This window comes from Pseudomonas sp. PLB05 (assembly GCF_021106615.1).
Classification (GTDB): domain Bacteria; phylum Pseudomonadota; class Gammaproteobacteria; order Pseudomonadales; family Pseudomonadaceae; genus Chryseomonas; species Chryseomonas benzopyrenica.
Genome location: NZ_JAJOHO010000001.1, coordinates 1,354,856 through 1,381,355 on the forward strand (window position 1 = coordinate 1,354,856; position 26,500 = coordinate 1,381,355).

General features: G+C 66.0%; 24 protein-coding genes and 1 pseudogene. 6 read left to right on the forward strand and 19 right to left on the reverse strand.

Annotated elements, in window-relative coordinates; translation table 11 throughout:
- Positions 1–184: 184 nt before the first annotated feature.
- From LRS53_RS06260 to LRS53_RS06270, 3 genes are all read right to left on the reverse strand, one after another.
- On the reverse strand, positions 185–1,477 hold the full coding sequence (locus LRS53_RS06260; RefSeq protein ID WP_231355334.1) for an NAD(P)/FAD-dependent oxidoreductase: 1,293 nt from the start codon (positions 1,475–1,477) through the stop codon (positions 185–187).
- A 27-nt stretch (positions 1,478–1,504) separates the two neighbouring features.
- Positions 1,505–2,176 carry a haloacid dehalogenase type II gene (locus LRS53_RS06265; protein ID WP_231355335.1) on the reverse strand — a complete coding sequence of 224 codons (672 nt, stop codon included), beginning with the start codon at positions 2,174–2,176 and terminating at the stop codon, positions 1,505–1,507.
- 165 nt (positions 2,177–2,341) lie between these two features.
- On the reverse strand, positions 2,342–3,817 hold the full coding sequence (locus LRS53_RS06270) for an aldehyde dehydrogenase family protein (RefSeq protein ID WP_231355336.1): 1,476 nt from the start codon (positions 3,815–3,817) through the stop codon (positions 2,342–2,344).
- 183 nt (positions 3,818–4,000) lie between these two features.
- Between LRS53_RS06270 and LRS53_RS06275 the strand changes: the two genes are divergently transcribed.
- The gene (locus LRS53_RS06275; protein ID WP_231355337.1) at positions 4,001–4,846 is read left to right on the forward strand and encodes a GNAT family N-acetyltransferase; all 846 of its coding nucleotides are present in this window, start codon (positions 4,001–4,003) and stop codon (positions 4,844–4,846) included.
- A gap of 21 nt (positions 4,847–4,867) precedes the next feature.
- Here LRS53_RS06275 and LRS53_RS06280 read toward each other — a convergent pair whose 3' ends face one another.
- The 11 genes and pseudogenes from LRS53_RS06280 to hmgA all read right to left on the reverse strand — a co-directional run bounded on the left by LRS53_RS06280 (position 4,868) and on the right by hmgA (position 15,509).
- The gene (locus LRS53_RS06280) at positions 4,868–5,647 is read right to left on the reverse strand and encodes an ABC transporter permease (RefSeq protein WP_231355338.1); all 780 of its coding nucleotides are present in this window, start codon (positions 5,645–5,647) and stop codon (positions 4,868–4,870) included.
- Positions 5,644–6,465: an ABC transporter ATP-binding protein gene (locus LRS53_RS06285; RefSeq protein ID WP_231355339.1), complete on the reverse strand. Its 822-nt coding sequence runs from the start codon at positions 6,463–6,465 to the stop codon at positions 5,644–5,646. The genes LRS53_RS06280 and LRS53_RS06285 overlap by 4 nt, the downstream gene beginning before the upstream one ends.
- A complete protein-coding gene (locus LRS53_RS06290) occupies positions 6,465–7,502 on the reverse strand; it encodes an ABC transporter substrate-binding protein (protein WP_231355340.1) in 1,038 nt (345 codons plus the stop codon). The genes LRS53_RS06285 and LRS53_RS06290 overlap by 1 nt, the downstream gene beginning before the upstream one ends.
- Positions 7,503–7,624: 122 nt before the next feature.
- Positions 7,625–7,930, reverse strand: a pseudogene (locus LRS53_RS06295) (ABC transporter permease); the annotation flags it as partial.
- A 57-nt stretch (positions 7,931–7,987) separates the two neighbouring features.
- Positions 7,988–8,392, reverse strand: a complete 405-nt coding sequence (locus LRS53_RS06300) for a hypothetical protein (RefSeq protein WP_231355341.1) — start codon at positions 8,390–8,392, stop codon at positions 7,988–7,990.
- Between the two features lie 80 nt (positions 8,393–8,472).
- The gene (locus tag LRS53_RS06305) at positions 8,473–9,609 is read right to left on the reverse strand and encodes a glycerate kinase (protein WP_231355342.1); all 1,137 of its coding nucleotides are present in this window, start codon (positions 9,607–9,609) and stop codon (positions 8,473–8,475) included.
- 83 nt (positions 9,610–9,692) lie between these two features.
- A complete protein-coding gene (locus LRS53_RS06310) occupies positions 9,693–10,787 on the reverse strand; it encodes a CdaR family transcriptional regulator (RefSeq protein WP_231355343.1) in 1,095 nt (364 codons plus the stop codon).
- A gap of 94 nt (positions 10,788–10,881) precedes the next feature.
- A complete protein-coding gene (hppD, locus tag LRS53_RS06315) occupies positions 10,882–11,961 on the reverse strand; it encodes a 4-hydroxyphenylpyruvate dioxygenase (RefSeq protein WP_017639920.1) in 1,080 nt (359 codons plus the stop codon).
- A gap of 136 nt (positions 11,962–12,097) precedes the next feature.
- Positions 12,098–12,736 (reverse strand): maleylacetoacetate isomerase, encoded by a 639-nt coding sequence (gene maiA, locus LRS53_RS06320; RefSeq protein WP_231355344.1) that lies wholly within the window; start codon positions 12,734–12,736, stop codon positions 12,098–12,100.
- A 143-nt stretch (positions 12,737–12,879) separates the two neighbouring features.
- Positions 12,880–14,178, reverse strand: coding sequence for a fumarylacetoacetase (fahA, locus tag LRS53_RS06325; protein WP_231355345.1), 1,299 nt, complete (start codon positions 14,176–14,178; stop codon positions 12,880–12,882).
- Positions 14,175–15,509, reverse strand: coding sequence for a homogentisate 1,2-dioxygenase (gene hmgA, locus LRS53_RS06330; RefSeq protein WP_231355346.1), 1,335 nt, complete (start codon positions 15,507–15,509; stop codon positions 14,175–14,177). The genes fahA and hmgA overlap by 4 nt, the downstream gene beginning before the upstream one ends.
- 86 nt (positions 15,510–15,595) lie before the next feature.
- Here hmgA and LRS53_RS06335 point away from each other — a divergent pair, with 86 nt between their 5' ends.
- Both LRS53_RS06335 and LRS53_RS06340 read left to right on the forward strand, forming a co-directional pair.
- Positions 15,596–16,369: an IclR family transcriptional regulator gene (locus LRS53_RS06335; protein ID WP_231355347.1), complete on the forward strand. Its 774-nt coding sequence runs from the start codon at positions 15,596–15,598 to the stop codon at positions 16,367–16,369.
- Between the two features lie 174 nt (positions 16,370–16,543).
- Entirely contained in the window at positions 16,544–17,575 is a 1,032-nt protein-coding gene (locus LRS53_RS06340) for a GGDEF domain-containing protein (RefSeq protein ID WP_231355348.1), read from the forward strand.
- 63 nt (positions 17,576–17,638) lie between these two features.
- Here LRS53_RS06340 and LRS53_RS06345 read toward each other — a convergent pair whose 3' ends face one another.
- A complete protein-coding gene (locus LRS53_RS06345; RefSeq protein ID WP_269216626.1) occupies positions 17,639–19,309 on the reverse strand; it encodes a methyl-accepting chemotaxis protein in 1,671 nt (556 codons plus the stop codon).
- A gap of 159 nt (positions 19,310–19,468) precedes the next feature.
- On the opposite strand from LRS53_RS06345, the gene LRS53_RS06350 reads away from it, so the two are divergent.
- The gene (locus LRS53_RS06350; protein WP_231355350.1) at positions 19,469–20,659 is read left to right on the forward strand and encodes an MFS transporter; all 1,191 of its coding nucleotides are present in this window, start codon (positions 19,469–19,471) and stop codon (positions 20,657–20,659) included.
- Here LRS53_RS06350 and LRS53_RS06355 read toward each other — a convergent pair.
- Both LRS53_RS06355 and LRS53_RS06360 read right to left on the reverse strand, forming a co-directional pair.
- A complete protein-coding gene (locus LRS53_RS06355) occupies positions 20,656–20,919 on the reverse strand; it encodes a hypothetical protein (RefSeq protein WP_017639928.1) in 264 nt (87 codons plus the stop codon). The genes LRS53_RS06350 and LRS53_RS06355 overlap by 4 nt on opposite strands.
- Positions 20,920–20,969: 50 nt before the next feature.
- Positions 20,970–21,422, reverse strand: a complete 453-nt coding sequence (locus LRS53_RS06360) for a MarR family winged helix-turn-helix transcriptional regulator (RefSeq protein ID WP_231355351.1) — start codon at positions 21,420–21,422, stop codon at positions 20,970–20,972.
- A 178-nt stretch (positions 21,423–21,600) separates the two neighbouring features.
- Here LRS53_RS06360 and LRS53_RS06365 point away from each other — a divergent pair, with 178 nt between their 5' ends.
- Both LRS53_RS06365 and LRS53_RS06370 read left to right on the forward strand, forming a co-directional pair.
- Positions 21,601–22,833 carry an MFS transporter gene (locus LRS53_RS06365; RefSeq protein WP_231355352.1) on the forward strand — a complete coding sequence of 411 codons (1,233 nt, stop codon included), beginning with the start codon at positions 21,601–21,603 and terminating at the stop codon, positions 22,831–22,833.
- Positions 22,834–22,922: 89 nt separating this feature from the next.
- The gene (locus tag LRS53_RS06370; protein ID WP_231355413.1) at positions 22,923–23,579 is read left to right on the forward strand and encodes an ion channel; all 657 of its coding nucleotides are present in this window, start codon (positions 22,923–22,925) and stop codon (positions 23,577–23,579) included.
- Here the strand turns inward: LRS53_RS06370 and solA are convergent.
- Both solA and LRS53_RS06380 read right to left on the reverse strand, forming a co-directional pair.
- Positions 23,576–24,745, reverse strand: coding sequence for an N-methyl-L-tryptophan oxidase (gene solA / locus LRS53_RS06375; RefSeq protein ID WP_331275293.1), 1,170 nt, complete (start codon positions 24,743–24,745; stop codon positions 23,576–23,578). The two genes, LRS53_RS06370 and solA, sit on opposite strands and share 4 nt — an antisense overlap.
- Before the next feature lie 132 nt (positions 24,746–24,877).
- A complete protein-coding gene (locus tag LRS53_RS06380; RefSeq protein WP_231355353.1) occupies positions 24,878–25,876 on the reverse strand; it encodes a fatty acid desaturase in 999 nt (332 codons plus the stop codon).
- Positions 25,877–26,500 lie beyond the last annotated feature (624 nt).

Here is a 26,500-nt window from a genome sequence, read left to right on the forward strand (position 1 = left end):
GGGCGGGCGGTTCGTTGATCAGGATCTAGGTTCTGTACGAAAAGTCGACGAGCGAAGGTCAGGCGAGGCGAAAAATGCTGAGGAAGCGGAGTTTACGAGCGGTAAATGAGCATTCCGACCGGGCTGGCGATCCAGGCCTTTTTCAACGAAGCATCACCGAGCGCAGGCACTTTTCGTACAGAACCTAGTGCAGGCGATCCTGGACCCGGTAGTACAACCCCACCAGCGGCAGGAACCACGGCTTGCCGAAATGGCCGGGAATGGCCGGCCAGTCCAGCACCCGCCAGGGGTTGGCCTGGCTGCGTCCTTCCAGCACCTCGGCCATAACCCGGCCCATGTGCACCGCCATCTGCACGCCGTGACCGCTGTAGCCCATGGCATAGAACAGGCCGTCCTGCTCGCCGGCGCGGGGCAGGCGGTCGGCGGTCATGTCCACCAGCCCGCCCCAGCAATAGTCGATGGGCGTCTGGGCCAGGCTGGGAAACAGCTGCCCCAGGGCGGCGCGCAACACGGCGCCGCTCTTGGCGTCCTGCCGTGGATCGGACAGCGCGAAGCGCGCCCGACCGCCAAAGATCAGCCGGTGGTCCGGGGTGGTGCGGAAATAGTTGCCGATGATGCGGCTGGTGACATAGGTGCGGCGGTTGGGCAGCAGCTCGTCCAGCTGCGCCTTGGGCAGCGGCGCGGTGGCGATGATGAAGCTGCCCACCGAGGCGATGCGCCGCCGAAACCACTGGAAGGGGCCGACCCGGGCATTGCCCGTCGCCACCAGCACCTGGCGGGCGCGCAGCTCGCCCTTGGCGCTGACCACGCGAAAGCTGCCATCGGGCAACCGCTGCAGATCGCTGACCGCTGCGCCTTCGTAGACCTGGGCGCCACGCCGGACCGCCGCCTCCGCCAGGCCCACGCCGAACCGCCCCATGTGCATCTGGGCGCCATTGCGCTGTAGCAGACCACCGTGGAAACCATCGGAGGCCACCTCGATCCGCACCTGGGCGGCGTCGAGCAGCTCCACGTCCGGGTCCACCTCCCGGCGGATCAGCTCGCAGGTACGTGCCAGGTTGTCATAGTGCTGCGGCTTGGCCGCCAGCTTGAGCTTGCCGGCCTTATGGAAATCGCAGCCGATACCCTCCTCGGCGATCACCGCCTCCACGCTGGCCACCGCATCGGCATAGGCCTGGTAGAAGGCCCGCGCGCGCTCGGCACCCAGGCTGGCGTGCAGGGCCGCGTAGTCCTGGGCGACGCCGGTGTTGCAGTGCCCGCCGTTGCGTCCGGAGGCTTCGCCGATCACCCGACCGGCCTCCAGCACGGCCACGCTGGCCCCGCGCCGGCGTAGGGCCACCGCCGCCGAGAGCCCGGTAAAGCCGCCGCCGATGACGACGACATCCACCTCGCCCGCCACCGGCCCCGGGGTGGCCCCGGTAAAGCCCGGCGCGGTCGCCAGCCAGTAGGAATCGGACGATGCTGGGCCAAGACTCATGGGCGGGCGCTCCGGCAGCTCAGAGTGTTATTCGAGACCGACCACGGCGGCCAGGCCGCCGATGTCTTTGATCTCGGTGTTGCGGTAGAACGGCGTGCTCGGCTCGTGGCCGCGATTCACGAACACCTTGTTCTGGATGTTCATGTAGTCGGCCGGGATGAGGTCGTAGCGAAAGCTCGACGACACGTGCAGCACGTCTTCCGGACCGCAGCCGAGGTTGTCCAGCATGTATTCGAAGGCCTGCAGGCGCGGCTTGTAGGCCTGGCCCTGTTCGGCGGTGAAGACGCGATGGAACGGCACGCCCAGCTTGTCGACGTTGGACATGATCTGCTCGTCGGCGGCGTTGGAATAGATCACCAGCGGGATCTTGTCGGCGATCTTGGCCAGGCCCGCGGTCACATCGGGATGCGGGCCCCAGCTCGGCACCGCCTCATAGTAGGCATTGGCCTCGGCGTCGGTGAAGGAGATGCCCCAGCGCTTGCAGGTGCGCTCCACCGCCGCGTACAGCACCTCCGAATAAGGCTTCCAGGCGCCAAGCACCTCGTCGAAGCGATAGCCGTTGAAATCCTTGCAGAACTGATCCATCGCCGCGGCCGGGATGCGGTCGGCGAACATCTCGCGGGCCATGTCGGACATGCGGAAACGGGTCAGGGTGCCGTAGCAGTCGAAGGTGATGTACTTGGGCCGAAAGGCGGTCATGGCAAGGGTCCTTTGACGAGGGTCGGGAGTGAAAGGCCGGGACGCCGTTGGCGTCCCTGGCACGCATTACAGCATCGGTGGGCCTGACAGTTGTCCGCTTTCAGGCGACGTGGGAGATAGAAAAAACCGTTTTACCGGTAGGAGCCAGCATTGTTTGCGGCCTTATCAGGAATGCTCCAGATCGATCAGCACACTCTTGCTGCGCAAGGTCGCCTCATAGGCGGCGCGACCCAGATCCTTGCCGATGCCGGAACGCTTGTAGCCGCCGGTGGGGATGATCCAGTCGTGGCTGCGGCCATAGCGATTGACCCAGACGGTGCCGGCTTCCAGGGCGCGGGTCAGGCGCAGCGCCCGGCCGAGGTCGGCGGTGTGCACCCCGGCGGCCAGGCCGTAGGTGGGGTGATCGGCCAGGGCCAGGGCCTCGGCTTCGTCGTCGAACACCTGCACGGTCAGCACCGGGCCGAAGATCTCTTCCCCCACGGCGGGATTGTCCGCGCCGACCCCGGTGATCAGCGTCGGCTGATAGTAGGCGCCGCCCAGTCCCTCCTCCAAGGCACCGCCAACCAGGATCTCAGCGCCGGCCGCCTGGCTGCGGGTGACGATGTCCTGGATACGCTGCCCCTGGCGCTGGGAAATGATCGGCGACAGCGTCGCTGCTGCCGACCAGGTCGGCCCGGGACGGAAGTCGGCGAAGGCCGCGCGGATGCCTTCCAGCATCGGCTCCAGGGCGGCGCGCTGCACCAGCAGCCGCGAGCCCGACACGCAGACCTGGCCGGCATTGCCGGTGATGGCCGCTGCCACGCTGCGGGCGGTCCGTGCCAGATCCGGCGCATCGGCGAACACCAGCTGCGGACTCTTGCCGCCCAGCTCCAGGGTCACCGGCTTGGGGCCGCTCTCGGCGCAGGCGGTCATGATGGCGGTGCCGGTACCCGTGGAGCCGGTGAAAGTGACCTTGCCGATGCGCGGATGCCGGCACAGGGCATCGCCGGTCACCCGGCCATCGCCCTGAACCACGCTGAGGATGCCGGCGGGCAGCCCGGCTAGGGTGGCCAGCTCGGCCAGGCGCAGGATGGAAAAGGGCGTCAGCTCCGACGGCTTGATCACCACCGCATTGCCGGCCGCGAGCGCCGGCGCGATCTTCCAGCCGGCCATGCTCAGCGGAAAATTCCACGGGGCGATGGCGCCCACCACGCCATAGGGCTCGGTGATCTGCAGGCCCAGGTGACTGGTGGCGGTGGCCGCCACCTCGCCGCCGTGCTTGTCGGCGAATTCGGCGAAGAAGCGGATACCCTCGGCCACATAGGGGATGTCCCAGGCCAGCACCTCGCGCAGCGGACGGGTCGACCCCACGGCTTCCAGCGGACCGAGCACCGCGCCATCGGCCTCCACCAGATCGGCCCAGCGGCGCATCACCCGCGCCCGCTCCCGGGGCGGACGGCTGGCCCAGTCACTGGCCTTCCAGGCGCGCCAGGTGCCTTCCACCACCTCATCTACCAGATCCGCCGAGGCGCACGGCAGCCCGCTCTGGAAGCCGCCATCGGAGGGCCGGAACACCTCCAGCTCGGCGCGGGCGTCGCAGGTGCGCCCCCCGATGAAATGGGCACAACGAACCGCAACTTCTCTGGGGTCGAACGAGGCCATGGCGCGCTCCGCTAGGGCTGTGGGCTTGGCCCCATGCTAGGCCGGCGGACCGCCATCTTTTGCCGATCTGGCCCGGACCTTCGACGCCTCACGCCGCTGCACCCGGGCATCGGCAACCGAATCTGCCGTCGCGGCTTGCTAGGCTGACGTCTGCATCAGCCAGACCCGAACCGGAGCCCTGCCGTGTCCCACGCCACCCTGAGACCCCTGCGCGAAACCGACCTCGCCACCGCCTACCGCCTGTCCCAGGCGCTGCACTGGCCTCATCGGCCGGAAGACTGGCAATGCCTGTTCCATACCGGCGAAGGCCTGGCGCTGGAGGACGACCAGGGGGTTTTCGGGACCGGCTTCTGCGTCCCCCAGGGCGATTACGCCACCATCGGCCTGGTGATCGTCGCCGACAGCCATCAGGGTCAGGGCCACGGTCGCCGCCTCATGGACGGCCTGATCGGACTGGTCGGCACCCGCACGCCGTTGCTGGTCGCCACCCTGCGCGGCGCCCCGCTCTATCGCAGCCAGGGCTTCGTCTCCTACGAGCGTATCTATCAGCACCAGGTCGCGACGCTGCCGGCCATGGACGACCAGCGCCACCCGCTGGAAAGCCAGGTTCAGGAGCTGACGCTGGCCGCAGCTCCCCAGCTGCAGCGCCTCGCCCAGGCCGCTACCGGCCTGGACCGCACCACCTTGCTTCAGGAACTGCTGCCACAGGCCGAACGCATCGCCGGCCTCGAACGCGGCGGCGAGCTGCGCGGCTTCGCCTTGTTGCGTCCTTACGGTCGCGGGTTGTCGGTCGGTCCGGTGATCGCCGAATCCGCCGACCAGGCCAGGGCGCTGATCCTCGCCCTGCTGCGCCACGCCGAAGGGCGCTATGTGCGCTTCGACGTGACGGCTCGTAGCGGCCTCAATCCCTGGCTCAGCGAGCTGGGCATCCCACAGGTCGACGAGGTGGAGCAGATGGCCAGGGGCGAGGCGCCGGTATCCCGCGATGGCCTGGATCAGTTCGCGCTGCTGACCCAGGCGCTGGGTTGATCCGCGCAAATCGAGCCGGGCTCAAGCACGCGCCGACAAGCCACGCCGCCAGCGCAGCAGCCGTGCTTCCAGCAGGGCCAGCACCGCATTGAGCGCCAGGCCCACCACCGCCAGCAGCAGGATGCCGGCGTACATGCTGGGGATCTGGAACACCTCCTGGGAGTTGAGGGTGAGAAAGCCCAGCCCCGAGTGGGCGCCGATCATCTCGGCGGCCACCAGCGCGGTGATGGAATAGGCACCGGCCAGGCGGATGCCGGTGAAGATCGACGGCGCCGCCGCCGGCAGCACCACCTTGAGAAAGAGGAAGCGCCGGTTGGCCCCCATGGACAGCGCCGAATTCACCAGCAGCGCATCCACCTGCTTCACGCCGCTGATGGTGCTCAGCAGGATCGGCCAGAAGGACGCCCAGAAGATGATGGCGATCTTCGAGGCCTCGCCGATGCCTAGGAACAGGATGAACACCGGGAACAGCGCCAGGGCGCTGGTCTGGCGGAACAGCTGCAGCAGCGGATCGAGCAGCCGTTCAAGGCGGATGAACCAGCCCATCAGCAGGCCCAGGAGCACCCCTGCGCCTATGGCCAGCAGCAGGCCGGCCAGCGAGCGTAGCAGGCTGGCGCCGAGGTGCTGCGCCAGGCTGCCATCGCGCGCCAGGTCGAGGATGCTCTGCAGCACCACCGAGGGTGGACTCAGGTAGCCGGGGTTGACCAGCCCCAGCCGCGGCAAGGACTCCCAGAGCGCCAGGAACAGCAGGATGCCGAGGCTGCCGTCGAGCAGCCGACGGGAATGGCGTATCAGCTTCATGCGCCTACCTCCTGGCGTCGCGGTGCCGCTGACGGCACGGGTGCAGGCGCCCCGCGCAGGGCTTCCCAGGCCTGTTGGCGCAAGGCCGCGAAGGCCGGGGTGTTGCGCACCTCGGCCGCCCGCGGACGCGGCAGGTCGATGTCGAGCAAGCGGTGGACCCGCCCCGGGCGGGGCGTCATCACCGCGACCCGGTCGGCGAGGAAGATCGCCTCGTCGAGACTGTGGGTGATGAAGACGATGGTCTTGCGTTGCCCGTCCCAGATGCGCAGCAGCTCGTCCTGCAGATGCTCGCGGGTCTGGGCGTCCAGCGCGGCGAAGGGCTCGTCCATCAACAGCACGTCCGGCGCATAGGCCAGGGCGCGGGCGATGGCCACCCGCTGGCGCATGCCGCCGGAGAGTTCGTGGGGATAGCGAGCGCCCTGCCCCTCCAGCCCTACCAGCGCCAGATACTCCCGCGCCGTTGCGAGCCGCTCGCGACGCCCCACCCCGCGAATCTCCAGACCGATGGCGATATTGTCCAGCACCGAGCGCCACGGCAGCAGCGCATAGCCCTGGAATACCACGCCCTGATGCGGATTGATGCCTTGCAACGGTCGGCCGTCGATGGTCAGCTCACCCGCGCTCTTCTGCGCCAAACCGGCGAGAATGTTGAGGAAGGTGGACTTGCCGCAGCCGGATGGCCCCAGCACCGCCAGGAATTCGCCTTGGCGCACCTCCAGGTCGAAGTCCTGCAACACCGGTACCCGCTCCTGGGCGCCGCTTTCGCTACGGCCGTCATAGGCCAGCGCCAGGCCCCGGGCGACAATCTTGGCGCTCATCAGACGGTACCCCGGACAAAGGGATTGAAGGCATTGGTGTAGACGTCCTTGACCTGCACCGCGCCGGGCTTGAGCTTGCCTTCGTGTTCGAGGATGTCGATGTAGTACTGGATCGGCGGCTCGGTGATAACCAGATCGTCGACGTAGGCGAAGCGCTCGACCAGTTCCAGCTTCATGCCCAGGCGCTCGGCGGTGATCTTGCGGGCGTCGTCGGGATGCCCGTTGACCCAGTTGGCCGCCTTGGCCAGCGCCTGGACCACGTCCCGCGCAGCCTCGGGATGGTCGCGCAGAAAGCGGCCATGGGCGCTGTAGGGCGCCATGCCGCCCAACCCCTCGTCCAGGTCGAAATCGCTCCACAGCTTGCGCAAGGCGGGATTGTGCTCGGCGCTGCCGGAGGTGGGCGGATGGATGATCGCCAGATCGATGTTGCCGGTGGCGAGCGTCTGTTCGGCCTGGACGTCCGGGACCACCACCCATTTGATGCGATCGACGTCCACGCCCTGCTGGCGCAGGTATTTCTTGGTGACGAACTCGGCGCAGGCGCCGAAGCTGTTGAAGCCCACCGTCTTGCCCTCGAGGTCCTTGGGCGTGTGAATACCCGAGTCGTCGCGCACGAAGTACTTCATGTGCGGCGCTTCCTGCAACGTCTTGCCCCCGGCGGCCACCACCTTGAGGTCGAGGCCGCTGGCGATGGCGGAGATCACCAGCGGCACCATGCGCGTGCCCAGGTCCAGCTCACCGGTGCCGACCAGCGGGATGATCTGCGGCGCGGCGACCTTGCCGACGTATTGGGGACGCGCCCGGGTACCCTCGAAGTAGCCCAGGGAGTCGGCGACGTAGACCAGATCGAAGGTAGGGTTGTCGGGGTAGCGGAACGGGACCACCTGATCCGAGCGCTGGCCGATCACTGCCGGTGCGCCGGCCTGGGTACCGGGTTTGTCGTCGCAGCCGAACAGGCTGGTACCCAGGGCACCCAGGGCGGTTACGGTGGTTAGCTGTCGAATGAAGCGGCGTCGGCTGAGTGGCTCGAGATCCATTAGGGCTCCTGTCCTGGTTGGCAGCTTGTACGAACGGCTAGGCATGCTGCCCCAGGGTGGCGGACGACTCCAAAGACCCAGATTCTTTATGAATAGATCGAATGGTTAGACGCCATAATCTTTCACTCTAACCATATTCTTTCCGCTATCGCCCGGGTAGGAAGCGTTGGTGCAGCTGCCGCGCCAGCACGTTCAGGCAGGCCGATCAGCAGCACCAGGGCCATCAGCTCGCCATAGGCCAGGCGGTCGCGGGTGTCGAGGATGTAGCAGCCCAGACCGGCGCTGACGCCGAGCATCTCGCAGGGCACCAGGACGATCCAGAGGATGCCGATGGCCAGGCGCACGCCGGTCAGCACCTGGCCCAGCACGCCGGGCAGGATTACCCGCCGCAGGATTTCCCAGCGGGTAGCGCTCAGGCTGTGGGCAATGACGCCGCAAGCGGGACACACGCAAGTGACGGGCGCCCCTCAAGCGCAGCCCTCCTGCTAACGCCACTCGCACCCTGCCACGCGATTGCAGCTGGTGCGGGCACGGTCGCCCTGGGAGGTGGAGAAGCGGCTGATGACGTTCCAGCCCAGCTGGCGGGTACGACCCAGCCAGAGGTTGCCGTCGCTGGTCAGGCCGCTGAAGAACTGCAGCCGCCCCAGGCGGGTGCTGGTCTGGGACCAGGAGAGGCCCGAGACCGGATCGTAGCCGCGCATCAGGGTATCGTTGCCCTGCACAGCCACCCCGTACCAGCCGCCCTGCCCGTCCTGGCAGCGCAGCACGAAGGCGCTGCGCACGCAAGTGTTGGCCGGCTTGAGACTGGGAATGGCCGCCTGGGCGGAACACAGCGGCAGCAACAGCGCGGCGGACAGCAGGCAGCTACGCAGAATCAGGGACGAGGTCATTGCGGTAATTGGTCGAGAGCGGGACGCCCAGCATGAGGCAAATCCCGCCACCCTGCCAGCCATGATCGAAGGCTCTGGCTTCAGCCTTTCGCCGTCCGCCAGAGGCGACCTATATCGCGCGCGGTGCGTTCCAGCAGCACCTCGGCCTGGGCCAAGGCTTCTTCCAGGCTGAGCGGTCCCGGCACCAGGCTGAAGGCGGCGGTGAGGCCCTGTTCATAGAGGGCGTCGTACCCCTCGCCCAGGGAGCCGGCCACCGCCACCACCGACACGCCGTGACGCCTGGCCAGGCGCAGCACGCCCGCTGGGGTCTTGCCTCTCAGGGTCTGGCCGTCCAGCCGCCCTTCCCCGGTCAGCGCCAGGTCGGCGCCCATCAGCGCGTGCTCCAGACCCACCAACTCCGCCACCACCTCGATGCCGGGGCGGAAGGTCGCCTGGAGAAAGGCCAGCGCCGCGAAACCCACCCCTCCGGCAGCGCCGGCACCGGGTTGCTCGCGGACATCGCGGCCCAGGGTCGCGGCGGTGACCGTGGCGAAATGCGCCAGTGCGCCATCGAGCTCCAGCACCTGATCGGGCGAGGCGCCCTTTTGCGGTCCGAAGATGTGGCTGGCGCCCTGGGGACCGCAGAGGGGATTGTCGACGTCGGCTGCGATGACCACCTCCACCTCGGCCAGGCGTGGATGCAGCTGGCTCACGTCGAGGCGAGTCAGGTTGGCCAGGGCCGCACCGCCCGGCGCCAGCGCCTGGCCCTGCTGATCCAGCAGCCGGACCCCCAGGGCCTGGAGCAGGCCTGCCCCGCCGTCATTGGTGGCGCTTCCGCCGATGGCCAGCACCAGGCGCTCGGCGCCGGCGTCCAGTGCGGCGTGCAGGAGCTCGCCGGTCCCCCGCGAGGTGGCCACCCGCACATCGCGACGCGCCTTGGGCACCAGTTCCAGACCGCTGGCGCTGGCCATCTCGACGAAGGCGGTGCGCTGCTCGGCCAGCCAACCCCAGCGGGCGGTCACGGGCTCGCCGAGGGGACCGGTCACCTGCGTCTGGCGCACCTCGCCACCGGTCGCGGCCAGCACGGCGTCCAGGGTGCCCTCACCGCCATCGCCCAGCGGGCATTCGATGAGTTCGGCCTCCGGTAGCGCGTGGCGCAGGCCGCGGGCCAGGGCACGGGCGACCCCGGCGGCGGACAGGCTTTCCTTGAAGGAATCAGGGGCGATGACGATCTTCATGGGGGCGATTCTCCTTTGTTATGTGCCGAGTGTTTCGCGGATCGCTCAGCACAACAACAGGACAATTGCCCAACATCGACAGGTCAAGATCGTGAACTTGCCCAGTGCTGATCCAGCATCAGCAGGGCGCAATAGAGTTCGGCAGCCTCGGTGAAGCGCCGCGGATCCCGCCCGGTCAGCCTCTGGATACGGTCGAGTCGATGGCGCAGGCCGTTGCGATGCAGCCCCAGCGCCTCGGCACAGGCCTGGGGGCTGGCGTCTTGGGCGAACCAGTTGCGCAGGGTCGCCAGCAACTGGCCATCCCGGTCGGCCTGGCGCAGACGCTGCAGCGGCTCCAGCAGCCAGGTAGCGGGCGAGCACTCAGCCTGCCCCTGTAGCCAGGTAGGCAAGGCCAAGTCGTCCAGCGCTACCCGCACAAGGTCAGGTCGCAGTCGCCTGGCCACCGCCAGTAGATCCACGGCCCGCTGGGTCGTCTCGGCCAGGCCGGTCCAGGGTCGCGGCGCGGGGATCCAGGCGCTGCGCCCCAATGACCAGCCCTGCCCCGGCAGTTCCTCCAGCAGCGCCTCTGGCGCCTCCGCCCCGGGTCTATACCAGAGCCATTGCCCTTCCTCCCGTGGCAGGCACCAACTGTGGGTTACCCGTTGCTGCGCCCAGTCGCCAAAAGCTGGTGCTGGCGCGGTGAACTCCAGCAGTAGCACGTCTCGTGGCAGCGCCGGCTGCAGGCCGAGCAGATTGGCGTGGCGACCCAGTTCGGGCGCCGCGCCGGGTGCGAGCAACTGACGCAACAAGGGTGCGGTCATGGGGGTAGTAGCCGGCGGCTGTCCGGCCGCCTGTTCGATCAGCATTTCCGCGGTCAGGCGCAGGAGTTCGGCGGGCAGGCGCAGCTGCTCGGCGTCAGCCCCGGTCACGCCGAGAACGCCGACCAGCTCGCCCTGGCGATACAGCGGCAGGTTGATACCGGGCTGGGCACCCGCCAGCCGGGCGGCGGCGGTGGCATCCAGCGCCACCGCGCGGCCTTCGGCGATGACCTGGCGCGCCCCAGCATGGCGGGTGAACAGCCGCGCCGGATCGCCCGAGCCGATGATCAGCCCGGATGCATCCATGACATTGACGTTACCGGGCAGGATACGCATGGCGCGTTCGACGATTTCCTGCGCCAGGGTCTGGCTCAGCTCCATGGCCACCTCTGAAGTTGGGGCGCGCCCTCGCGACGCGCCGTCACCTTAGAGGCGGCGCCTGCCGCCGGGCAAGCCGCCAAGCGACCGGGCGCCGTTACTCAGAGGTGCTCAGCACACCGCGGCGCACCTGGTCGCGCTCGATGGATTCGAACAGCGCCTTGAAGTTGCCCTCGCCGAAACCGGTGTCGCCCTTGCGCTGGATGAATTCGAAGAACACCGGACCCAGCAGGGTCTGGGAGAAGATCTGCAGCAACAGCCGGCGCTCGCCGCCCTCGGCACTGCCATCGAGCAGGATGCCGCGGGATTTCAGCGCGTCCACCGGCTCGCCATGATTCGGCAAGCGACCTTCGAGCATCTCGTAGTAGGTCTCCGGCGGCGCGGTCATGAAGCGGGTGCCATAGGCCTTGAGGCGATCCCAGGTGGCGATCAGGTCATCGGTGAGAAAGGCCACGTGCTGGATGCCCTCGCCGTTGAACTGCATGAGGAATTCCTCGATCTGCCCGGCGCCGCGGGAGGATTCCTCGTTGAGCGGGATACGCACCAGACCATCCGGCGCGGTCATGGCCTTGGAGGTGAGGCCGGTGTATTCGCCCTTGATGTCGAAGTAGCGCAACTCGCGGAAGTTGAACAGTCGCTCGTAGAAGTCGGCCCAGTAGGCCATGCGCCCGCGATAGACGTTATGGGTCAGGTGGTCGATCACCTTGAGCCCGGCGCCGAAGGGCTTGCGCTCCACCCCCTCCAGAAAGACGAAGTCGATGTCGTAGATGGAGCTGCCCTCCTCGAAGCGATCGATGAGGTACAGGGGCGCGCCGCCGATGCCCTTGATCGCCGGCAGGCGCAATTCCATCGGCCCGGTGGGCATGTCCACCGCCTGGGCGCCCAGCTCTAACGCCTTGGCATAGGCGTGGTGGGAGTCGCGGCAGCGAAAGGCCATGCCGCACACGGACGGGCCGTGCTCCACGGCGAAATAGGCCGCATGGCCGGTCTTCTCGCGATTGACGATGGCGTTGATGTCGCCCTGGCGGAACAGCACCACATCCTTGGATCGGTGGTTGGCGACGTGGCTGAAGCCGAGACTCTCCAGCACGGGCTCGATGACATTGGGAGTGGGCGAGGCGAATTCGATGAACTCGAAGCCCATGAGGCCCATGGGATTTTCAAACAGATCGGCCATGATTGGCTCCTTGACGGGTGACGTGCGGACGTTGTCGATGACGCGGGTCAGCGTGTCGTCAAGGGTGGCGCGCAGGAAATCCCGCGTACGCTGCGGGCCAGGAAGTCACCGAGCAGGAGCTGGCAACCGAGGAACTTCACGAGGTCACCCGTTCCGGGCTATCCGCTTGCAGCGCGGGGTGGGCTTGTTGAAAGGCGGGGTCAGCTGCGGCCAGGCCCTCCACGCGCAGCAGGCGCGGGTAGACCGACAGGTCCACCTGGAAACGCCGCGCGGCATAGAGCTGAGGCAGCAGATAGACGTCCGCCAGCCCCCGTTCGCCGAAACAGAATCCGCTATCACCGACCTGCGCCTCCACCGCGGCCAGACCTTCACCCATCCAGTGCGAAATCCAGTCGAGGATGGCCGGCTCGTCCAGGCCCAGACCGCGCAGGCGGTTGAGCACCGCGGCATTGTGCAGCGGATGGATATCGCAGCCGATCAGCGCGGCGATGCCGCGATGACGAGCACGCAGCAGTGGCTCGGCTGGCAACAGCGGCACCGCCGGATAGCGCTCTTCCAGGTATTCGAGGATGGCGGGTGACTGGATCAGTACCTCACCGCTGTCGAGGCGCAGGCTGGGCACCCGGCCCTGGGGGTTGAGCGCCCGGTAGGCCGGCTGGCGCTGCTCGCCGTCCAGCAGATTGACCGGTACGGCGCGCCAGTCCAGCCCCTTCAGCGCCAGGGCAAGACGCACCCGGTAGGACGAAGTCGAGCGGTAGTAGGTATAGAGGTCCATCAGGGCTGTCCTGCTGTCGCCGGTCGGCTTCTTATTATGCGTAAGTCAGTTACGTTGAAAGGAATCTGCGCGTGTCCGGCGGGCTTGTCAACGGCGCTCAGGTCGGGAGCCATCCTGCTGACCGCGTCGAAGCCCGCCCTTCCCTAGCCTGCCGGCAGCACCCGTCCGCGGCACTCGCCGAAGCCGATGCCGGGCAATCCAGGCGCCTCGCAGCGGGCCCTGAAGATGACCTCGTCGCCGTCCTCGAGAAAGGTACGGGTCTCACCACCGGGCAGCTGTAGCGGCTGCTTGCCGCCCTGGGTGATTTCCAGCAGGCTACCGCAGCTGTCGGCATCCGGACCGGACAGGGTGCCCGACCCAAAGAAGTCGCCCGGCTTGAGGGCGCAGCCGTTGACCGTGTGATGGGTCACCATCTGCGCCACCGTCCAGTACATGTTCAGGGTGTTGCTCAGGGCGATTCGCTGGGCGGGCAGCCCCTGCGCCTCCATGCGCGGCGTACGCAGCAGCACCTCCAGCTCGATATCCAGGGCGCCCTCGGCTTGGTCGTGCTCGTCGAACAGATAGGGCAACGGCTGGGGATCGCCCTCGGGCCGCGCCGGTTGCGCCCGGCGATAGGGTGCCAGGGCTTCCGCCGTGACCACCCAGGGCGACAGGGTGCTGGCGAAACTCTTCGACAGAAAGGGCCCCAGCGGCTGGTATTCCCAGGCCTGGATATCCCGCGCCGACCAGTCGTTGAGCAGGCAGAAGCCAGCGATATGCGCTGCCGCGTCGCCAATGGCGATGGGCTCGCCCTGGGCATTGCCCGGCCCGATCCAGATGCCCAGCTCCAGTTCGTAGTCCAGCCGGCGGCAGGGTCCGAAGACCGGTGCGTCCTGCCCGGGTGGCAGCGTCTGGCCCTTGGGCCGCTTGAAGGCCTCGCCGGAAACCCCGAGCGTCGAGGCGCGACCGTGATAGGCGATGGGCACGTGCTTGTAGTTGGGCAGCAGCGGATTGTCCGGGCGGAACAGTCGGCCGATCTGGGTGGCGTGGTGAATACCCACATAGAAATCGGTGTAGTCGCCGACCCGCGCGGGCAGGTACATCCGGCAGGCACCCTGGGGCACCAGCAGGTGTTCGCCCAATTCCTGCAGGTGCTCGCGTTGCGGATGATCGGCGCGCAGCAGCGCCTGCACGGCCTGGCGTAGGGCGACCCGCGCTTGCGTGCCGGCGGCGAAGAAGGCATTCAGTGTCGTCTGGCCGGCCAGCTCGGCGGCGCGCTGGGCCTCGCCCTGGAACAGGCCGGCTTCGAGGGCGAAACCGAGATCGAGGATGAAATCACCCACGGCCACGCCCCCGCGGGGCGTCTCCTCGCCACGACTGAATACGCCCAGGGGCAGGTTGTGCAGGGAAAAATCCAGATGGCCGTTGGCCGAGGCCACCCAGCTGTACAATTCGTGGGTCATGCCGGTTCTCCCGCGTTGGGCGCGACAAAGGTCTTGGCGAGGCCTGCCCAGCAGGCGTCGTAGTCAGGCTGCAGCAGCGGCGACGCCAACGCGTGACGGGTCGGCCGCAGGACGCGACCGGTCTCGAACATGAAGGCCATGGTGTTCTCGATCTTGTGCGGCTGCAGGTCGGCGGCTATGGCGTTCTGGGTAGAGACGTGGTCCGGCCCATGGGCGCTCATGCAGCCATGCAGGGAGGCGCCACCCGGCGCGAAGCCATCGGCCTTGGCGTCGTAGGCGCCTTGGATCAGCCCCATGAATTCGTTCATCAGGTTGCGGTGGAACCAGGGCGGACGGAAGGTGTTTTCCGCCACCATCCAGCGTGGCGGAAAGATCACGAAATCGATGTTGGCCATGCCCTCGATGGCGCCGGGCGCGGTCAGCACGGTAAAGATGGACGGATCCGGATGATCGAAACTGACCGTGCCCAGGGTATTGAAGCGGCGTAGGTCGTATTTGTAGGGCACATGGTTGCCATGCCAGGCGACCACGTCCAAAGGCGAGTGATCCAACTCGGTTTCCCAGAGCTCGCCGAGGAATTTCTGCACCAACCGGGTCGGCGCCGTGAGCTCCTCGAAGCGGGCCACGGGCGCCTGGAAGTCCCGCGGATTGGCCAGGCCGTTGCTGCCGATGGGACCCAACTCCGGCAGGCGCAGGGAGCGACCGTGGTTCTCGCAGACATAACCGCGGACCGCTTCGCCCTCCACCAGCTCCACCCGGAATTTCATTCCGCGCGGGATCACCGCGATCTCCAAGGGTTCGATACGCAGCAACCCCAGCTCGGTGAGCAGATCGAGACGGCCCCACTCGGGCACGATCAGCAATTCGCCATCGGCGTCGTAGAACACCCCGGTCATGCCGGCGTTGGCGGCATAGCGATAGAGGCTGACGCCCTCGGCCTGGTCGCCCTCGGCAGTGGCGACGATCCGCTCCAGCCCGGCGAGGAAATCGGTGGGGGCTTCCGGGAGCGGCAAGGGATTCCAGCGCAGGCGATTGGGCGTTGGGCCACCCAGCTCGGCGCCGGTCAACTGGGCGACGCTGCGCTGAAAACGGCCGTGGGCGGCCGACGGCCTGAGTCGATACAGCCAGGAGCGCCGCGCCTCGTGGCGCGGCACGGTGAAGGCCGTCCCGGACAGTTGCTCGGCATAGAGCCCGAAGGGAGCCCTTTGCGGCGAATTCTGCCCGATTGGCAGCGCACCGGGCAGCGCTTCGGTACTGAAGTGATTGCCGAAGCCGGACTGATAGGTCACGGGCGTTGCTGCTTGTTCTTGTCTGTTCAACTGAGTACCCATTATGCGTAATCGGTTTACGCAAAAAGTAAATTGAACCTAGGGGAGCGTCAAGCTATAACGCTGCCTTTCCCCATGCGATCGAGCAGATGACGAACATCCCAGAAGAAGCCCCCCCACGGCGGCAGAAGGTGCAGGCAGCCGAGGTCGGTACCGACATCCTCAAGGCCCTCGCCGAGCTGGCACCCGCTACCTCCTTGTCGCGCTTGGCCAGCCATCTGGACATGCCCGCCAGCAAGGTGCACCGCTATCTGCAGGCCCTGATCGCCAGTGGTTTCGCCGAACAGGATCCGCGTACCAACCATTACGGCCTTGGCCAGGCGGCGCTTTTCGTCGGTCTGGCGGCCTTGGGTCGCCTGGATGTGGTGAAGCTGGCGGCGCCGGTACTGGCCGAGCTGCGCGATGAGGTGGGCGAAACCTGCTTTCTGGCGGTCTGGGGTAACAAGGGGCCGACCGTGGTGCTGGTGGAGCAGGCGGTGCGCGCCGTCACCCTGGTGACCCAGGTCGGTTCGGTGCTGCCGTTGCTGGGCTCCTCCACCGGCCTGGTGTTCAACACCTTTCTGCCAGATGCCGAGACCGCGGCGTTGCGTGAAGAGGAGCTGCGCCAACCGGATGCGCCCGCTGCAGCGACGCTGGAAGAAACCGCACGCCAGCTGCGGGAAACCCTAATCCAACCGGTACACGGCCTGCTGATGGCCGGCGTCAACGCGCTCTCCGCGCCCTTGCTGGGTGCCGGTGGCCGGCTGGCTGGGGTGCTGACCGTGGTCGGGGCCGCACCAGGCTTCAAGGCCGAGGCGGAAGGTCCTGCCGCGCTCCGCCTCCACGCCGCTGCCCAGGCCATCAGCAGGCGTCTGGGCGGATAAGACAGACAATCTCAACCAACCGGACCCTGCCTTGAGCGCCGCCAGCGGGCGCGACCCTCCGCCTGATCCTTTCTATACTCCATTCGGCTAAAGGATGACCCAGAATGGCCGTTTGCCATTAAGCTTACTGTTAGCGCGTTTATTATTGGCGCACTGCTTTATGGTGACCCCTTCATGAGTGCTCTTTCCTACCGCGATCGCAACCAGGCTCTCAACGACTCCCTGGACAAATTCTGGCAAGTCGCCAAACCCGTGGTCCAGGCGGCCATGGTGATTCATGTAGCGTTACTGGTCATTTTCGTCCTGCTCGACCAGATGCTGATGGCCTGGACCAACGTGATCAGCGTAGCGGCCTATGTGGGCTGCCTGATCGCCCTGCGACAGCGTCGCTATCGCATCGCCAGCCTGACGATGAGCTGCGAGATCGTCGCCCACGCCTGGATCGCCACCTGGCAACTCGGCTGGGACAGCAATTTTCATTACTACGTGCTGTGCATCCTGCCCATCGTCATCTACAACTACCGCACCGCCCCTCTGCGGCATCTGCTGCTGGTCATCGGCATTCTGGTGACCCTGGCGGGTGGCTATCTGCTGCACACACCGGCGACCCTCGCCCCGCTGACGATGAAGCTGTTCGGCACCCTCAACATCATCAGTGCCCTGTTGTTGCTGCTCTACGGCACCGGTGCCTCCTTTCATCACAGCACCAAGATGCAATTGGACCTGCTGCATTCCGCCAGCCACGACAGCCTCACCAACCTCTACAACCGGCGGCGCATTCTCGACCAGGCCGAGAAGCGCAGCGGCGTGAGTGGCAGCCTCATCCTCTTCGACGTCGATCACTTCAAGCACATCAACGATCGCTTCGGCCACGACTGTGGCGACCTGGTGCTGCAACGCATCGCCGACGTCATCCGCCGTGAGGCTCGCCAGTCGGATCTGGCCGCGCGCTGGGGTGGCGAGGAATTCCTGGTACTGCTGCCCAAGGCCCAGAGCGAGGTGGCCTGGGGCGTGGCGGAGCGGATCCGCCAGCGACTGAGCGAGGTGACCCAGTCCCTGGAGCGCGGTCCCGCGCGCGTTACGGCGACCCTGGCCGTGTGCGAGATCCGCGACTGCGAAGCCTTCGCCAGCGCCCTGGAGCGTGCCGACCAGGCGCTCTACCGTGGCAAGCAGGAAGGCCGCGACCGGGTGATGCTGGCGGCCTGAATTCAGGCTCGCCCTAGGCTCAGTACGAGAAGTACCTGCGCTCGGCGACGTTTCGTACAGAACCTAGACCACGAAACGCTGCAAGGCAGTGTGCAGATCGGCAGCCAGGGCGGAAAGTTGCTGGCTGCTGGCGCTGGTCTGCTGAGCGCCGGCGGACGTCTGGGTCGCCGCGTCGCGGATCAGCGTCAGATTGCGATCGACCGCCGCGGTGGTGGCGGTCTGCTCTTCGGTGGCCGCGGCGATGGCGTCGTTGCGCTGGCCAATGGCGGTGATGGCCTGGGTGATGCCCTCCAGCACCTGCCAGGTCGCCTGCGCCTGCTCGCGGGTGTGGCTGGCCTGGATCCGGCTCTGGTCGAGGGCGACCACGGTCTTCTCGCTGACCTGCTGCACACCGTCGATCAGGCCCTCGATCTCCCGGGTGGACTCGCCGGTACGCCGCGCCAAGCCACGCACCTCGTCGGCCACCACGGCGAAGCCCCGCCCGGCATCACCCGCACGGGCGGCCTCGATGGCGGCATTGAGCGCCAGCAGGTTGGTCTGCTCCGCGACGTTGCGGATGACGTCGAGCATCTTGCTTATACCCTTGGACTGCTCGGCCAGGTGATCGGCGTGGGTAGCGGCTTCATCCACGTTACCCACCAATTGAGTGATGGCGACCAGGGTCTGCTGCACCTGCGTCTGCCCCTGCTTGGCCTGATCGACGCAGCGCCGCGATTCGGCGGAGGTGGATGTGGCGTGCTCACACACCGACTGCACCGCCTGGTTGAGCAGATTGACCGCATCCGCCGCGTGCTGGATATCGGTCGTCTGCTGCTCCAGGTTGCGGCTGCTCTCATCCATTACCGCGCTCATCTGGGTCGAGGCCGAGGCCAACTGCTCGGAGGCATTGCCGGTATGGGCCAGCACCTCGCGCAGATTGCCTTGCATGCGCTCCAGTGCCAGCAGCAGCATGGCCGCCTCGTCGCGTCCTTGTGGCTGGATCTGCTGCCGCAGGTCACCCGCGGCGATGCCGGCGGAGATATCCAGTGCCTGCCGCAGCGGTTGCACCACGCTCCGGGTCAGCCGCCAGGCCAGCAGCAGCAAGAGGAGAATGGCGCCGCCAATGACCGACCAGACGATGGCGCGGGCCTGGAGGAACTGGGCATTGGCCACCTCCTTGGCCTGGGCGGCGCCCTGCTTGTTCAATTCGCGCAGGAGCTGCACCTGCATGTCCATCAGATCGCCCTTGAGGCCAACCACGGTATCCAGCTGCATCCGCGCGGCCGGAAGCTGCTGCTGCTCGATCAAACGCACCTCCTCGCGCAGTCCTTCCACGAAAGGCAGGTAGGCCTCGTGCAGGGCTTTGACCGAATCCCGCTCGGTCGCATCGGTGATGACCGGCTCATAGTCGCGGAACAGTTGGTCGGTCTCGTTGACCAGCTGCTCCAGGGTCACTCGGCTCATGGCCACGGCGCCCGGGTCTTCGGCGTTGAGCAGGACCACCGAGGCCTGGTTGCGCAACTTGCCGAGGTTGATCGCCAGGGAGTCGGCGATGGCGATGCTTGGCAACCAGTCCTGTTCCATGCTCAGGGCCTGACGACGCAGCTGCTGCATTTCCCATAGCGAAAAGCTGCCCAGCCCGGCGAGCAGGACGGCGGCGAAGGTAAAGGAACACAGCATCCGCGGACCGGTCTTTAAGGCTCTCAGCCAGGAACGACGCGACAGACGACGAAATGGAGCGAGGATACGGCGCATGGAAGGTCACTGCAAAAAGACGTTCGAGTCAGCAGTCTAGGCAAGGGAGATGTCGGATTGATTGCAAAATACTGGCGCCAAAAAACAAATCAGACGATTGCGGTGAAGAAGGGTCGCCGCTAAGGTCCGCATCCTCCTTTCCGGTCGGTGCAGTCCGCCATGTCCGTCGTTTCCGCCAAGGCCTCCACGTCCCACATCCTGCTGCTCGGCGTCGCTCAGATCCTCGTCTGGGGTGGTTCCTTCTTCATTCTGGCCGTGCTCGCCGATCCAGTGGTTCAGGAGACCGGCTGGTCTCGCCAATGGGTCTATGGGGGTCTCTCGCTCGGGGTCCTGGTGTCCGGGTTGCTGGCACCCGCTTGCGGACGCCTGATCGCCCGCCAGGGTGGCCGCACGCTGCTGTCGCTGAGCGGACTGGGCGTCGCCGCCGGGCTGACGCTGATGGCCTGCGCCCAACATCTGCCGGTGTTCCTGCTGGCCTGGGTGGTGATGGGCATCGGCATGGCCGCCGGTCTCTACGATGCACTGTTCGCCACCCTGGGTACCTGCTACGGCGCCCAGGCTCGCTCGGCGATCAGCGGCATCACCCTGGTATCCGGCTTCTGTACCGCCATCACCTGGCCCATCGCGGCCTTCATGGTCAGTCACCTTGGCTGGCGCGGTGCCTGCCTGGCCTATGCGGCCGTTCTCTTGCTGACGATCTGGCCGCTGTACCGGCGCGCCCTGCCCGCGCCAGCCCTCGCCGCCCAGGCACCACGGCCAAGCCAGGTGGCACCGGAGGTACCGGTAAACCGTCTGCTCTATACCGTGCTCACGGCGCTCTTCACCCTGGGCGCCGTGCTGATGACGGCCATTTCCATCCAGCTGATCACCCTGCTGCAAGGCCTTGGCTACAGCCTGGCGAGCGCGGTGGCCCTGAGCGCCTGCCTGGGGCCGAGCCAGGTGGCCTCGCGGATCATCGACCTGCTCAATCGCAATGGCCACCCCCTGTGGACGGCCCTCGCCTCGGTGATCTGCACGGCAGTCGGTCTGCTGCTGGTGACCCTGGGGCCGAGCCTCGTCTGGGTGACGGTGGTGGGTCTGGTGATCTTTGGCGCGGGCAATGGCCTCAGGGCGATCATTCGTGGCGCCCTGCCCCTGGCGCTGTGGAGTCCAGCCGAATACGCCACGGTCCTGGGACGCATGGCGCGCCCGGCGCTCTTGGGCCAGGCGGCCACGCCCCTGCTTTGCGGTTATGTGCTGGAGCACCAGGGTCCGCAGGCAGTGCTGGGATTGCTCTGCCTGCTCGCGCTGATCAACGTGGCGCTGGTCGCCTGGTTGTTCAGGACGCTCCTTGGCCGTAGCGCCGCCTAGTCACAGGCGATTTCCAGAGGGACCAGGCGCAGTTTGATACCGGTACGACGCAGGGTAAGGATATCCCCCTCGCGTTGGCCGACCTCGTCACCCAGGGTGCTGCGCAGCGTTTCGTCGAGCAGCTGCGCATAGGTCCGGGGATCCTCTTCCTGGCAGCTCTTGGCGATGTGCAGCTCACCCTGCAGCAACTTGCCCGCAGTGCGACCGCTGGTGAGGTCCACGAGCAGGTAATCTTGATCGGGCTGGTAGGTGAAGGTCATGCGAATTCCCCGGCGGCTGTAGCCATGGGAACCGTGCGTCCCCGGTTGGTTCAGGAAGTCGGATTGCCTTCCTCGTCCAGACGATTGCGCAGCATTACCAGCGTCTCGCGCAAGTCATCCAATCCGGCGTCGCCCAGAGCGCACACTTCCCGAACCCGGCCGTTTACGCCATTGGCCTGCTCCCGCAGCGTGCGACCTGCCGGCGTCAGTTCGATCGACAGATTGCGCTCGTCTTCCGCACTGCGTCGGCGCGTGACCAGTCCGCCCGCCTCGAGACGCTTGACCACCGGGGTCAGGGCGCCGAAATCCTGTCGCAGACGGTTGGACAGCTCCTTGAGGGTGAGGCCGTCGTGCTCCCAGAGCACCAGCATGATCAGATATTGTGGAAAGGTCAGGCCCATGCTCTCCAGCAGGGGCTTGTAGAGCTGCGTCATCGCCAGTGAAGCCGAATACAGGGAGAAGCACAATTGCTGATCGAGGAGCAGTGGATCTTTGGCTGTCATGGGATTTGCCATTACAAAAAGCGTGAAAGAGTGGAAGGTGCGATCGATCCCAATCTAGGTCAATAGCCCAGATGATAAGGGGTCGGTTGCCGGAAACATCCGGTAACTGGCACTGGATTCCGATGCCACAGGATGCCACAGTGAGCGGCTGGACATAAATAATAAGGGTAATACCTGCATGGCCGTTTCCCCTGCCACGCCAGCCACCGCTGGCGAAACTCCAACCGCCGTTGCCGCAGGCGCTTCGCCGCTGGTAGCAGGAATCTTGGCCTCCTGTGCCCTTGCCCATCTGATCAACGACCTGATCCAGTCCGTACTGCCATCGATCTATCCGATGCTCAAGGACAGCTATGGTCTGACGTTTACCCAGATCGGTCTGATCACCCTGGCCTTCCAGATCACTGCCTCCCTCCTGCAACCCTGGATCGGTTTCCACACCGACCGCCATCCTAAACCCTATCTGCTGCCGGCTGGCATGGTCTGCACTCTGATTGGCGTACTGCTGCTCGCCTTTGTCGGCAGCTTTCCGGCAATCCTGGCTGCGTCGGCGCTGATCGGTGTCGGCTCCTCGACCTTCCATCCCGAAACTTCGCGAGTGGCTCGCCTGGCGTCGGGCGGTCGCTTCGGTCTGGCGCAATCCACCTTCCAGGTCGGCGGCAACGCCGGCACGGCCATCGGCCCGCTGCTGGCCGCAGCCATCGTCATCCCCTACGGCCAGACCCACGTCGCCTGGTTCGCGCTCTTCGCGCTGTTCGCCATCGGCGTGCAATACGGGCTATCGCACTGGTATCGCAATCACCTGCGCAGCGTCAAGGGTCGTAAAGCGGCCGCGGTCAGCCACGGCCTGTCGCGCGGGCGAGTGACCTTCGCCTTGATCGTGCTGGCCTTGCTGGTGTTCTCCAAGTACATCTACATGGCCAGCATCACCAGCTACTTCACCTTCTACCTGATCGAAAGATTCGGTCTCTCGGTGGCCAGCTCCCAGCTGCACCTCTTTCTCTTCCTGGGTGCAGTCGCGGCGGGGACCTTCTTAGGTGGCCCCATCGGCGATCGCATCGGTCGCAAGGCCGTCATCTGGTTCTCGATCCTGGGTGCGTCGCCCTTCACCCTCGCCCTGCCCTACGTCGATCTGTTCTGGACCAGTGTGCTCAGCGTCATCATTGGCTTCATCCTGGCTTCGGCCTTTTCGGCCATCGTGGTCTACGCCCAGGAACTGGTGCCGGGCAACGTCGGCATGATCGCCGGAATCTTCTTTGGCCTGATGTTCGGCTTCAGCGCCATCGCCGCCGCCGGCCTGGGCAATCTGGCAGACCATCGCGGCATCGAATACGTCTACCAGCTGTGCTCCTACATGCCGCTGCTGGGCATCCTCACCATCCTGCTGCCCTCCAACCGCCGCAAGGCGGTCTGAGGCCCGAGCCACGGGAGCGCGAGACTCCCGTGGCGAAGCGCTGCGCCACCCGCTACGCTGGCCGCCCCCTGAGCTTTCGCCGAGTCGCGATGAAGAGTCCGCTGCACTACCTAGTCCGTTATCCTTCCGCCAACCTGCTGTTCATCCAGTTGCTCGGCCTGCTGCTCTATCCCTTCGTGGAACAGGAAGAGCATGGTCGCGCCATCATCGGTGCCTTTGGCATCATCGTCCTAGCCACCGCCCTGCGCATGGTCCGACGCAGCCCGACCATCCAGTGGCTGGGCTTCATCCTCGCCGGCTGCATCCTGGTGCTCACGGTACTGGTGGAATGGCATGGCGATCCGCACCTGGTGGTGTCCCTGGCCATCCTCGATGCGATCTTCTATTTCTATGCCGCCGGCAGCCTCATCGCCTACATGATGGAGGATCAGCGGGCCACCACCGACGAACTCTTCGCGGTGGGCGCGACCTTCACCCTGCTGGCCTGGGCCTTCGCTCACGCCTATTCGGCCTGTCAGATCCTGCAGCCCAACAGTTTCACCGCCGCCAACGATCCTCTCGCCGCCCGCACCTGGACGGAGCTGCTCTACGTCAGCTTCGCCATCCTGTCGGGTGTCGGCCTGAGCGACATCTACCCGATCAAGCCGATGGCGCGCTCGCTGGTCATGCTCGGTCAGTTCTCCGGAGTCATGTACATCGCCCTGGTAGTGACCCGGTTGGTCACCCTGACGGTGCGCAACCGCTAGCCAAATCTCGCCAGGCTGAAGCTGTCCAGATCGATGTCGCTGTTCCCGGTGGTCACGCGCTGGGCAAGCGCCTCGCCCAGCGCGGCCGAATGCTTGAAGCCATGTCCCGAACAGGCGCTGACCACGGTCACGCCCGGCAGCGCGGGATGCTCGTCGACGATGAAACCGAAATCGGGCGTGACGGTGTAGGCGCAGACGGCGCTGCGCACCGTGCGCTCTGAAAGACCGCCGACCCACCTCCCCACTTGATCACTGAACAGCTGGTGCGATTCTTCCGGGTGTAGATTTCGATCAATGCTTATAGGGGTGGTATTATCCGTATACTGTTCGGTGGCGACCTTTACGGCGTTCTCGCCGGGCAGCGGTGGAAAGCCGTAGAAGAGATCGCTGTCGCCACTGCCGTGGGCCAGGATGAAGCTGGGCGAATCGCTGGGAAACAGCGTGGGGTCGGCTACCTCGAACCAATGCAGGCTCTGGCGGCAAACGCGCAGCAACCGATCGAAAGGCGCTCCCAGCAGTTCAGCGCTCCACATGCCGGCGGCGACGATGACCCGCTTCGCTCGCCAGCTGCCTTGGGCAGAATGCAGTCGCACGCGCTGCCCGTCCGCTTCCAGGCGTTCGATGACCGTATCGGTTTGGATCCGCGCACCCCGCTCCAGAGCCCCGTCCAGCTGCGCCTGGATACAGGCTTCCGGATACAGATAGCCGCCTCCCGGCTCGAAATAGCCGAGGGCATCGTCTGCCACGCGAAATTGCGGGAAACGCTGGCGAATGGCGGTGCCCTCCCAGGCTTCGTGGGGGATGCCGTATTGGCGAGCCAGTTCCAGCGTCGCCCGGGTGAAATCCGGGCGACCGTGATGGGAGGTGGCTGTCGCCGTGGCGGTCATGATCAGCACGCCACATTGCTCGAAGAGGCTGACGCCCCGCTCCGCTTCCAGCTCGCGCCAGAGCTGCTGCGAGCGGAGCGCCAGGGGCACGTAGGCTGCGCCCTCGCCCACCGCCTGGCGGGTAATGCGCGTTGCGCCGTGACTGGAACCCAGGTCGTGGGGTGGCGAATGGCGATCGATACCCGCGACCTTCACGCCACGCTTGGCCAAGTGGTAGAGCGTGGCCGAACCCATGGCGCCCAGCCCCAGCACGATCACGTCAAAGGTCGAGTCTTGCACGCCTATCTCCTGGGCATCCTGGCAGAGTGGGCACTCTAGCAGAGCTGCCAAGGTCGCAAGGGGCACTGCACCACCCTGTTTTCCATTTGGCACGGTACGAGACACGCAGGGATCTTTTACAAAGGGGTGGTATTACCAGGGAAGACTGGAAACGCAAGGGCGATCCTCGGTCCCTAGCGGGCGCGCTGAAAGGGGCGCCGTAGGGTGTAACGGTGCATCCACGGCGCGCCAGCCAAAACGCCGACCCAGTTCGCGATAACCGGAGAACACGAAATCACCGCTGCGCATCCGGTAGGCACCGCGCCGGGCGCGGTAGACCCGCGGGATGAGATACCAGGGCAAGCCCGGAAGATCGTGGTGAACCAGGTGCAGGGTATTGTTGAGAAACAGCCAGCGCATGGCCCCGCCGCTTTCGTTGAGCACGCAGCGCTGGGCAGGATCCACGGCCGGGCGATGCTCGTAGAAGGATCTGACCAGTGCCAACGCCAGCGCCGGCCAGGCGACCCCTAGCACATAGACGGCGATGGGCATTCCAGACAGCCCTTGGATCGTCAGAAGCAGTCCCGCGCACAGCGCCAGATGCTCCAGCCAGACGCGCAGTACGCCCTGCTCGCCACGCCGCCAGCGACCGCGTTCGTGATCCAGCATGCCGTGCAGCGACAGGACCGGTCCCACCAGGATTCGCCCGATCAGGGTCTTGTCCAGCCAGAGCAAGGCATGCCCGGTCTGTCCTCGCCGCTCCCATAGCTCCCCATCGACATAGCGGCTCTCGGGATCCAGCGCGGGGTCGGTAAGGGTCTCGCGGCGATGGTGGGCCAGGTGGCTGTCGCGGTAGAGCGGAAAGGGAAACCAGAGGCCGAGCGGCGGATAGGCCAACAGCGCATTCACGCGTGACCAGCGCGTGGGGTGACCATGGATCAGCTCGTGTTGCAGGGACTGGTGCAGCACCACGACCAGTATCAGCGGCGGCAGTGTCCAGTAGCCGAGCAATGGCCAGGCCCAGATGAGCGTCAGCCAGCTGGCGTAAACGCCAACCACCAGCCCCCAGGTAGGCCACTCGCTGCGGGCGGCAAAGGTATTGAGGAGTAATTTGACCAGGCGGCGATGCCGCGCATCCAGATAGACAGTCACCACGGGGTCCTGATGGCGGATAACAGTGGTGACCCTAGGGACAATCAGTCGAGAAGCCAAATATCGTTAAAGCATTACCTCATGAAGAAGTTGCTCTCGGGCATTCGGTCTAGACAACTCCAGCGCTATCCCAAACGGGTTCCGACACCAACTTTCCATCCACTCACTGTTTTATACCCCTGGCTTTAAAAGCCTAAGCTTAGAAAAAACCCATTAACTGAGTTCAGGTGTTGCCGGAAAGACAGTTATCTGGCGAGAAAACTAAGGGCATATCCTTAGCAGCTTTGAAGATTGGCAGCGCTCTTACCGAGTCTTCTAGACTCGTTGGACTTTCGTTCTGCCAGAAGTGGCCATGCGCTTCTTTATCGATATTTTCCCTAGCACTAAGACCGCGCGCTTTTTCGCGGCGAAAGGCCCTGCGAGCCAGCGGGCCTTCCACCCGCGCCGGGTCAAGGTGCGGCGGGCAGCCGCTCACGAACGGGCCATATCCCCTGGCTGTCGCCCGGTAACGAGGCTACCGGCGCTGAACGACCTGGTTCATCGCCTGGTCGCGACGATCCTGCTGATCGGTCGCACCAACGCCGCCCACACCGAAATGGCCCGTCTTGGCCTCGCCTGCCCTGA

What these genes read in the sequence shown, in the direction of transcription:
- LRS53_RS06370 (WP_231355413.1), top strand. Translation starts at nt 22,923, where the DNA reads ATGAAGAGTCCGCTGCACTACCTAGTCCGTTATCCTTCCGCCAACCTG.
- LRS53_RS06355 (WP_017639928.1), bottom strand. Translation starts at nt 20,919, where the DNA reads ATGACCTTCACCTACCAGCCCGATCAAGATTACCTGCTCGTGGACCTC.
- LRS53_RS06305 (WP_231355342.1), bottom strand. Translation starts at nt 9,609, where the DNA reads ATGAAGATCGTCATCGCCCCTGATTCCTTCAAGGAAAGCCTGTCCGCC.
- LRS53_RS06270 (WP_231355336.1), bottom strand. Translation starts at nt 3,817, where the DNA reads ATGGCCTCGTTCGACCCCAGAGAAGTTGCGGTTCGTTGTGCCCATTTC.
- LRS53_RS06290 (WP_231355340.1), bottom strand. Translation starts at nt 7,502, where the DNA reads ATGGATCTCGAGCCACTCAGCCGACGCCGCTTCATTCGACAGCTAACC.
- maiA (WP_231355344.1), bottom strand. Translation starts at nt 12,736, where the DNA reads ATGGACCTCTATACCTACTACCGCTCGACTTCGTCCTACCGGGTGCGT.
- LRS53_RS06285 (WP_231355339.1), bottom strand. Translation starts at nt 6,465, where the DNA reads ATGAGCGCCAAGATTGTCGCCCGGGGCCTGGCGCTGGCCTATGACGGC.
- LRS53_RS06345 (WP_269216626.1), bottom strand. Translation starts at nt 19,309, where the DNA reads ATGCGCCGTATCCTCGCTCCATTTCGTCGTCTGTCGCGTCGTTCCTGG.
- hppD (WP_017639920.1), bottom strand. Translation starts at nt 11,961, where the DNA reads ATGGCCGATCTGTTTGAAAATCCCATGGGCCTCATGGGCTTCGAGTTC.
- LRS53_RS06340 (WP_231355348.1), top strand. Translation starts at nt 16,544, where the DNA reads ATGAGTGCTCTTTCCTACCGCGATCGCAACCAGGCTCTCAACGACTCC.
- hmgA (WP_231355346.1), bottom strand. Translation starts at nt 15,509, where the DNA reads ATGGGTACTCAGTTGAACAGACAAGAACAAGCAGCAACGCCCGTGACC.
- LRS53_RS06360 (WP_231355351.1), bottom strand. Translation starts at nt 21,422, where the DNA reads ATGACAGCCAAAGATCCACTGCTCCTCGATCAGCAATTGTGCTTCTCC.
- LRS53_RS06365 (WP_231355352.1), top strand. Translation starts at nt 21,601, where the DNA reads ATGGCCGTTTCCCCTGCCACGCCAGCCACCGCTGGCGAAACTCCAACC.
- LRS53_RS06310 (WP_231355343.1), bottom strand. Translation starts at nt 10,787, where the DNA reads ATGGAGCTGAGCCAGACCCTGGCGCAGGAAATCGTCGAACGCGCCATG.
- LRS53_RS06280 (WP_231355338.1), bottom strand. Translation starts at nt 5,647, where the DNA reads ATGAAGCTGATACGCCATTCCCGTCGGCTGCTCGACGGCAGCCTCGGC.
- LRS53_RS06265 (WP_231355335.1), bottom strand. Translation starts at nt 2,176, where the DNA reads ATGACCGCCTTTCGGCCCAAGTACATCACCTTCGACTGCTACGGCACC.
- fahA (WP_231355345.1), bottom strand. Translation starts at nt 14,178, where the DNA reads ATGACCCACGAATTGTACAGCTGGGTGGCCTCGGCCAACGGCCATCTG.
- LRS53_RS06260 (WP_231355334.1), bottom strand. Translation starts at nt 1,477, where the DNA reads ATGAGTCTTGGCCCAGCATCGTCCGATTCCTACTGGCTGGCGACCGCG.
- LRS53_RS06335 (WP_231355347.1), top strand. Translation starts at nt 15,596, where the DNA reads ATGACGAACATCCCAGAAGAAGCCCCCCCACGGCGGCAGAAGGTGCAG.
- LRS53_RS06350 (WP_231355350.1), top strand. Translation starts at nt 19,469, where the DNA reads ATGTCCGTCGTTTCCGCCAAGGCCTCCACGTCCCACATCCTGCTGCTC.
- LRS53_RS06300 (WP_231355341.1), bottom strand. Translation starts at nt 8,392, where the DNA reads ATGACCTCGTCCCTGATTCTGCGTAGCTGCCTGCTGTCCGCCGCGCTG.